Origin of the sequence: Rhodoferax sp. (assembly GCF_028688795.1) — a bacterium.
Lineage (GTDB): Bacteria > Pseudomonadota > Gammaproteobacteria > Burkholderiales > Burkholderiaceae_C > Rhodoferax.
This window is the reverse complement of record NZ_JAQTXM010000068.1, coordinates 1-7,837: the sequence shown is the minus strand read 5'-3', so window position 1 is coordinate 7,837 and position 7,837 is coordinate 1. Positions and strand designations below refer to the sequence as shown.

Genomic DNA, 7,837 nt, shown 5'->3' with positions numbered 1-7,837 from the left:
CCATTGACCCTTGGGCACCGCCCATGGCGCCGCTTCCCATATTGCCCTGGCCAGTACCCATCATTCCCGTACCAGTTTGGCCCATCGCGCCTCCAGACATCATTGGACCAACCGCGCCCATGTCGTGCATCTGGGTTTGCATATCGTTCAACTGTGCCTGCATTAACGTCATGCGCACCTGCGGATCTGTGGTGGCCTGCAACGCCTGCATTCGGACCTGCATGGCCTGCAAGCGTGTTTGCATTTGGGCTTGCATCTGGGGCGTTGGCAGCGGATTGGTCGACTCGGCAGCCAGAATGGCAAATGGTGTGGCCAGAGCGCCTGCCAATGCCAGGGCGATCAGATTTTTGTTGGCGATCTTCATGGTTTACTCCTTGTTGTTAAAGATGTCGTTCAGTGTGATCCCTCGCCCCCGACACCAAGCTGACCCCTCGATTACATTGGTGTAATCTGCGCTTCAGCTTGCCAATCTGAGCTTTAGTGATGGGGCTTTGGGAACTGCATAATGAAGCGAGTTCCCTGGCTGTCTGACTCGACAGAGACGTTGCCACCATGAGCGGCAACGATGGCTTTCACAATCGCCAACCCCAGACCAGTACCCAGTGAATCATTGCGTGTTCGAGCACTGTCGGTTCGATAGAAGCGCTCAAATAGCTTGGGTAATTGGTCAGGTGCGATAGGTTCGCCCGGATTCCCAACCGTCACAGCGATCCCTGACGGTGTCTCATTGACGGTGAAACTGATATGACCGCCTGCGGGGGTATGGCGCAGTGCATTCGACAGCAAGTTACTGAGCGCTCGACGAATCATCAGGCGATCGCCTGTTAATGTTGCCGTTCCTTTGCAGGACAGACCGATGTGGTTCTCCTCGGCTAACGCTTCATAAAAATCAAACAATGCCTTAATTTCGTCCGACAAATTGACCTCTCCGCGCGACGGCAACATCAGATCATGATCAGCTTTTGCCAGGATCAGCATGTCCGACAACATGCGCGCTAGTCGCTCGAACTCTTCAGCGTTGGAGGCCAGGATGTCACGATATTCTTCCGCACCTCGCAACTGCGATAGAGCTACTTGCGTTTGCATCATCACGTTATTGATGGGAGTGCGCAGTTCATGTGCGAGGTCCGACGAGAACTCCGAAAGCCGCTGAAATGCCTGCTCCAGGCGCTCGAGCATTTGATTGAACGTTGTCGCCAGATCTGCCATTTCTACTGGTACCGAGTCAGCTGATAGACGCAGATCAAGCTTGCCTGCGGTGACACTTGCTGCCTGATCTTTCATCAGTCTTAACGGCGCAAGTCCCTTTCGTGCGACTACCCAACCAAGAAGTCCACTCAGCAAAGTGGCACCTGCCACGAACGTCAGAAGCAGGTCTTGCAACAGCCCCAGAAAATGAGCGTGCGTTGCGGTATCAATTGCAATGGCGATGGACAGTTGAACGCTCTGCGACCCTCCGGTCGTCATCATGCTGGTAATTCCACGATACCGATGCGTGTCGTGTTGCCACTCAAACATGCCCGTCTGCTTCAAATAGTTCAAGGGGAACGCTACGGCGTCCTTCGCAAGCAGCACGGTTCCATCCGGCCCAAACAGTGTGAACAGCACGTTGGAATGCCCAACAAAGGCATCGCTTATCTGCTCAGGCAAACCCGAAAGACCCTGAGGGCTATCCACGCGCTTCACCTTATTTCTAACAAGCTGCAACTTGCCGTCAAGTTCCTCGCGATCAAGCTCAACGAAGTGGCGCTCTAGGGCGTTGGTGAACAAAGTGGCAAAGCCCAGCAAAAGCACTGCCGACATCGCTGCAAACATCAGCGTAATGCGTGCGGTCAGTGATAGACGTCGTCTCATAAAGCCGTATCCGCCTCTATCACGTAGCCCATGCCGCGCACGGTGCGGATCAGCTTGCACTCGAACGCGTCGTCCACCTTCGCCCGAAGGCGGCGTATGGCGACCTCGATCACGTTTGTGTCAGAGTCGAAATTCATGTCCCATACTTGTGACGCTATTAGCGAGCGTGGCAATACCTCCCCCTGGCGCCGCATCAACAGCTCCAGCAGGGCAAACTCCTTGGACGTGAGGTCAATACGATGGCCCGCCCGTACGACGCGCCGGCGAAGCAGGTCGAGCTCCAGATCGGCCACTTGAAAGGTCTCAGTGGTACTTGACTTGCTCCCACGTCGGAGCAATGTGCGAACCCGCGCCAAGAGCTCTGAAAATGCAAACGGCTTGACCAGGTAGTCGTCTGCCCCGAGTTCTAGACCCTTGACCCGATCATCCACCGCATCGCGCGCTGTTAGAAACATCACCGGCATATCCTTGCCGGCGCGGCGAATGTCGCCCAGAACGGCCCAACCGTCCTTGCCAGGCAACATGACATCCAAAATGGCGAGTTCGTAATTTTCGGTCAACGCAAGGTGCAATCCATCGACGCCGTCACGCGCCAGATCCACGTTGAAACCTGCCTCTGTCAGACCCTGTTTTAGGTAATCACCGGATTTGGGTTCGTCCTCGACCAAGAGAATTCTCATGGCATCTTCCTCTCAAGGTAATTTGCAGCTCGCTGTTGGCGGCAATGTCCGCCGCGGTAGTTTGCTAATGAAACACTCGCTGCGTGCGGTGCCCAGGTCTATGTCAATCGCAGCATTCACTAGCGACAGCAACCAGCCTTCTTCACTGACGTGCAGAGAAAAAATCACGACGTGACTTGGGCACCTTAATCAAGAAAAGTCGCGGGCCATCTTGGTCTTGAGCATAAGGACACCTGGGCAACGCGAAGGTGACACGAACATGACATTTCTGTCAGTTTCATACTCAGACATCGGTTTGAACTCCTGCCTTGAAATCAATTGCAATCAGATGCTCATCCATGATGACGAATTTGTAATTTTTGCATCAGCCATCTGTCAGCATCGTGCGCGGATACTCGATCGGTTCATGTCGATTGGGCGAAAGAGCAATGTGTTGTGCTTTCGAGCCATCACCTGTGGACATTCTTGTTCACCCATATCCCGAGGTAAATGAATCATGCAACGTCGATATTTCCTGCAAACCGCCAGTGTGATGCTGGCAAGTGCGTCCCTGTTGAGCGCAAGTGTTCAGGCCAAAACCGAGCCCACGGTAGAGGTCTGGAAAACGGTCAGTTGTGGCTGTTGTCATGACTGGGTGGCGCACATGCAAGCCAACGGCTTTCATGTGATCACGCACGATGTGAGCGAAGCCGAAAAGGCGGCCAAACGTGCCAGTGTGGGGATACCGGCTCAACTGGGCTCGTGTCACACGGCACTGGTCAAGGGGTATGCACTTGAAGGCCATGTGCCGGCAAGCGACGTGCGTCGATTGCTGAAGGAACGGCCCAAAGCGGCCGGCCTGACCGTGCCAGGAATGCCAATTGGCTCGCCTGGCATGGACGGCCCAGCCTATGGTGGCCGAAAAGATCCGTACGCCACTCTTCTGGTCCAGCGCGACGGCAGTTCAAGCATTTTTCAAAACCACTGAGCTTGTTTTACCAGTAATAACGGAACTCTTTCACGATGCAACTACAAACCACAAAAACTACCCGCCGCGCCTTTGTGGGCGCTCTTTCCGTGTTGCCATGGGTTGGCACTGCCCTGGCACAGGGAAGCATGACTGGCATGATGAACAACATGGGCGGGATGGCAGGCATGGGTGGCATGAGCAGCGCCGCCGCGGCCCTCGCTGGTTTGGACAGAATCGGCACCGGCGCATCATTGGCCAGCTTGGTGAAACTGACAAACACCAGCCAGGAAGCAGGTGTGTTTCGCGCCACCTTACGCGCTGCACCAGTCAGCGTTGGATTGATGAAAGATGGAACAAAAACTGACGTGTGGGCATACAACGCGACCCTGCCCGGCCCGCTCATTGAAGTCATGGAGGGGGACACGGTAGAAATTGAATTCATCAACGATTTGCCCCAACCAAGCACCATCCACTGGCACGGACTACCCGTTCCATCCGACCAGGACGGCAATCCTCATGACGCTGTCGTTGCAGGAGGCCGTCGTCTTTACCGTTTTACGCTACCCCTCGATTGCGCAGGCACGTATTGGTATCACCCTCATCCGCACGGCTTTACTGCTGAGCAGGTGTCCCGTGGTCTGGCGGGATTGTTCATCGTGCGCGCCAAAAATGATCCCCTTGCCTCCATCCCCGAGCGGCACGTCGTTTTTTCTGACATCAAGCTCAATTCGGATGGTCGTATAGCTGACAACGACATGAATGACGTAATGAACGGTCGTGAAGGACAGTTCGTGCTGGTTAACGCCCAGTTTCAACCTGTCATGTCGTTTGATGCCAGAGGACGTGAACGCTGGCGGATCTGGAATGCCAACAGTGCCCGCTACCTCAGGCTAAATCTGCCTGGAGCGGTGTTCACACTGGTCGGCACCGATGGTGGCTTGCTGCAGTCACCGGTGACTGGCATGACAGAGTTGCTACTGGCACCTGCCGAGCGAGTTGAAGTGATTGTTGATGCTCCAGCTAATGGTGGGATAGTCAGCCTCGTGACTGAGCCTGTTGAGCGTGGCAAGATGGGCGCCTTTGCCCCAGATCAGGCAATTACCTTGATGAAGGTGGACTTCACAAACGCCCGACCCAAGGGGCTTGTGGCACTACCTGCGCGACTGCGGCGCATCGATGACCTAGGCCCCGTGAAAGCTCAAAAGCGCGTGGTCTTCTCAGAAAGCATGTCTATGGCGGGTGGCATGCACAGCATGAAGTTTCTGGTGAACGGCAAAAGCTTTGACATGAAACGCGTTGACTTTGTCAGCAACATCAATGAAGTCGAGATGTGGGAAATCGTCAATAAGTCGGACATGGATCACCCGTTTCACATTCATGGCACGCAATTTCAGGTGATTGAGAGTGAAGTTGATGGCAAGGTGACAAAAGGGCCTTATCGGGCATGGCGCGATATGGCGAATGTCAAATCGGGAGAAATCGTTCGGTTAAAGATGGTGCAGTCTCAAAAAGGCCTGCGCATGTTCCATTGTCATATTCTGGAACATGAAAATGCGGGCATGATGGGGCAAGTCAAAGTGGTGTAAGTTCGAAATCGATAGCGTCAAGCATCCCGACACTCTTCGATTGCGTCAGCGGTGATCGCTGGCGTGATTGTGATGTTCACTTGCCAATGTCAGGTTTGGAGCGAGCATTTCGGAAAGCCGAATGTCGCTTTCGTGTCTGGAGCTGACCTAGGTTCCGGTTTTCGCCAGTGTGAGCACGCACAGGTTGCAGTTTTGAATTCGAATGACTGGCAGCGCTAACACCAGAGTCCGTGGTTTCGTTGGATCGGAATGGCTGGCATTTTTTGTCGGATTACGCATTCCGCCCGGCGTGACACGCGCGCGCAGCAAGCCGATCACTGTTCGACAAAACCGGACGAGGATTTGCGTGTCCTGTTGTGGTGGTCGTCCCTTGGAAATTTCACAGGCCCGAAATACCGCGAATCAAAGCTGTTCGGGTGATCACCAGCAGCCCAGATATCTCCTTGTTTGAGGCGAAACGATCCGCGCAGATGGGGAAGGGCGCTTTCCTTGGTGTCCAGGTCAAGCGGCCTTGAATTCGACACTGACTGCCCATTGATGTCAATACCAGCATCCGTTGCCGTCACAAGATCACCAGCCACTCCCACCACGCGTTTGATCAAGGGCATGCTGCCATCAGGGCACGAGCCACGACCGATGGACGCATGGGATGTCGGCGAGCAGAAGCTGGCCATGCTTCCCTTTTCACCATGGCCTATTTTGTAGACCATTTCAGGCATTGAGTCGGTCACATTCAAAACGATGCCAAAAGATTTTCCAACGATGGCAAAAGTTGCCACCGCTGACAATACAAGCAGCGTCACATAAAGCGGTACGAGGTTCAGTTGTTTGGCTTTCATGCTTCAAGCGTTCTGTCTGTCAGCTTTGGAGGCCTTTTACCCGCGAGTCAATCACTGAATTTCCAATCAGTTTTGCAGCGCCCAGCATCTGTCTTTGAACCAGTGCTGAATCCTTGTAATAAATGATTTTTTGGCAGTAAATTGGCGCGTGACCAGCCACAAACACCAGTTCATCGGCCGGAGGGAGGCGCATGGTTTCATCCGGTGTCAGTAAGGGCCGCTGGCTCAACTGTTCATTCGTGCTGACATTGTTCAGCACCACGCTCAAGCGTGAGCCCGAGAAATTTCTTTGGGTGTGGGCAACCGTGGAGGCGCCGCTCATTTTGGAGAGCAGCTCAGCCGTCTCGATTTTGTTGGGCGCGAAGGCAATCCGGATGTGGCAATTCGACAGGATGGATTCGTCTCTTGAGTAGGCCTTTGTCAACTGGGACAGGTCTTGCGTGATCAACAAGGCCTTGAGTCCGTAGCCAGCGATAAATGCCAGGGCCTCTTCAAAAATCTCAAGTTTGCCCAGCGCCGGAAATTCGTCAATTAGTAGCAGCATCTTGTGCGGGAACCGCGACTTGGAAGCGCCGGTTTCGTCAAACTCCATTTTCTCAGTCAGGCGACGCACCACCTGATTGATGACAAGCCTTAAAAGTGGCTTCAGGCGGTCTTTGTCTGAGGGTGGCACGACCAAGTACAGGCTGGTCCTGCGCTGCATCAGTGACTCGATCGTGAAGTCCGAGGTACTGGTGTTGGCCGCCACAATCGGATCACGGTACAGGGACAGGAATGACAGGGCCGTTGACAGCACGCCAGAGGCTTCGTTGGAGGCCTTGTTCAGAAACGATTGCGCCGCTTGCGAGGCGGTTTTCCAGGCGACCAGTTCCACATCGGTGCAGTGACCCGCACCGATACTTTCGTAGCCGATGTCCCGGATGTATTCCATCACCGCCCGAAAACCCTCTGCAATTTTGGCTTTTTCATCGGCATTGGTGTCTTTATCTGCAGCCAGTCGCTCAGCCAGCTCGCGCACCGGCCCCCCGTCCGACAAAATGGCTTGCACGGTTGACAAATTCCGCTGTGCATCCGCCAGTTCATCGGACACCAGCACGAAAATGATGACACCGGTCATGAGGTCAAAGCCGGTTTTGGCCCAATGGTCCTGCAGACCTTTCCCGTCGGGGTCAACAATCATGGTCGAGACGTTTTGCACGTCCTTCACCAGGTTGTCGTCAAGCCGAATTTCGGACAATGGATTGAAGCGTGCCGAATCCGTTTCTGATGGCGAAAACCGCAGGCACCGTTGCTTCAAGACCCTCTCACGAAAGCCGGAAGTCAGTGCCCAGTTTTCTCCCTTGATGTCATGTACCAGCACTGATTCTGACCAGGACAACAGTGTCGGCACCACGATACCAACACCTTTGCCTGAACGCGTCGGAGCGAACACCAGAATGTGTTCCGGACCGCTATGACGCAAATAGACCGTTTTGGCTGTTGCACCAAACGGGTTGAAGCCAGAATTTTTGACAGGAATGTCAACTGCACCCAGCATCACACCGCCAACGTTGGCCGGTGTTGGCAATATCCCAGCCGCTTCGATTTCGTCTGCCACGGCCCAATGGGCTGAACCGTGCAAGTCGTTGCGCTCGTCTTTCAGCTTGCGAGTTCTCCGGAAAACGTAAGCCACGGGGAAAACAATGGCAGTCATTGCACCAGCAGCCAGCATCACTTGAGCCGTCTTGATGACTGACAGCACATCCGGCGACGAGTCTGGACGGAAGTAGCGAAATATCCAGTTCAGGATGTCCCAAGGCCAGTAAATCCGTGTCTGGCCAAGCATCGCGGCGGGCGTTCCGAGTGTCGGGTGAAAACGAAACTGCCAGGCGGTGTACTGTGTCACGAGCACGAAGGTCAGCGCGGTGACCAAGCCAAAGATCAGAAAGG

Annotated in this window: 6 protein-coding genes and 1 pseudogene; 2 read left to right on the top strand and 5 right to left on the bottom strand. The window is 54.4% G+C overall.

Annotated elements, in window-relative coordinates:
• From PHQ58_RS22745 to PHQ58_RS22735, 3 genes and pseudogenes are all read right to left on the bottom strand, one after another.
• Window positions 1–364 (bottom strand): annotated as a pseudogene (locus PHQ58_RS22745) (hypothetical protein); the annotation flags it as partial.
• A gap of 113 nt (window positions 365–477) precedes the next feature.
• A complete protein-coding gene (locus tag PHQ58_RS22740) occupies window positions 478–1,854 on the bottom strand; it encodes a heavy metal sensor histidine kinase (RefSeq protein ID WP_300116006.1) in 1,377 nt (458 codons plus the stop codon).
• Window positions 1,851–2,534 (bottom strand): heavy metal response regulator transcription factor, encoded by a 684-nt coding sequence (locus tag PHQ58_RS22735; protein WP_300116004.1) that lies wholly within the window; start codon window positions 2,532–2,534, stop codon window positions 1,851–1,853. Before PHQ58_RS22735 ends, PHQ58_RS22740 begins: the two co-directional genes overlap by 4 nt.
• 496 nt (window positions 2,535–3,030) lie before the next feature.
• Between PHQ58_RS22735 and PHQ58_RS22730 the strand changes: the two genes are divergently transcribed.
• Both PHQ58_RS22730 and PHQ58_RS22725 read left to right on the top strand, forming a co-directional pair.
• Window positions 3,031–3,501 (top strand): DUF411 domain-containing protein, encoded by a 471-nt coding sequence (locus tag PHQ58_RS22730; RefSeq protein WP_300116003.1) that lies wholly within the window; start codon window positions 3,031–3,033, stop codon window positions 3,499–3,501.
• Between the two features lie 137 nt (window positions 3,502–3,638).
• Window positions 3,639–5,069 carry a multicopper oxidase family protein gene (locus tag PHQ58_RS22725; RefSeq protein WP_300116001.1) on the top strand — a complete coding sequence of 477 codons (1,431 nt, stop codon included), beginning with the start codon at window positions 3,639–3,641 and terminating at the stop codon, window positions 5,067–5,069.
• A gap of 314 nt (window positions 5,070–5,383) precedes the next feature.
• On the opposite strand, the gene PHQ58_RS22720 is transcribed toward PHQ58_RS22725, so the two are convergent.
• Together PHQ58_RS22720 and PHQ58_RS22715 are read right to left on the bottom strand one after the other, a co-directional pair.
• Window positions 5,384–5,908 (bottom strand): S26 family signal peptidase, encoded by a 525-nt coding sequence (locus PHQ58_RS22720; protein WP_300116000.1) that lies wholly within the window; start codon window positions 5,906–5,908, stop codon window positions 5,384–5,386.
• A 19-nt stretch (window positions 5,909–5,927) separates the two neighbouring features.
• The coding region (locus PHQ58_RS22715; RefSeq protein WP_300115998.1) for a type IV secretory system conjugative DNA transfer family protein at window positions 5,928–7,837 on the bottom strand (1,910 nt) is incomplete at its 5' end.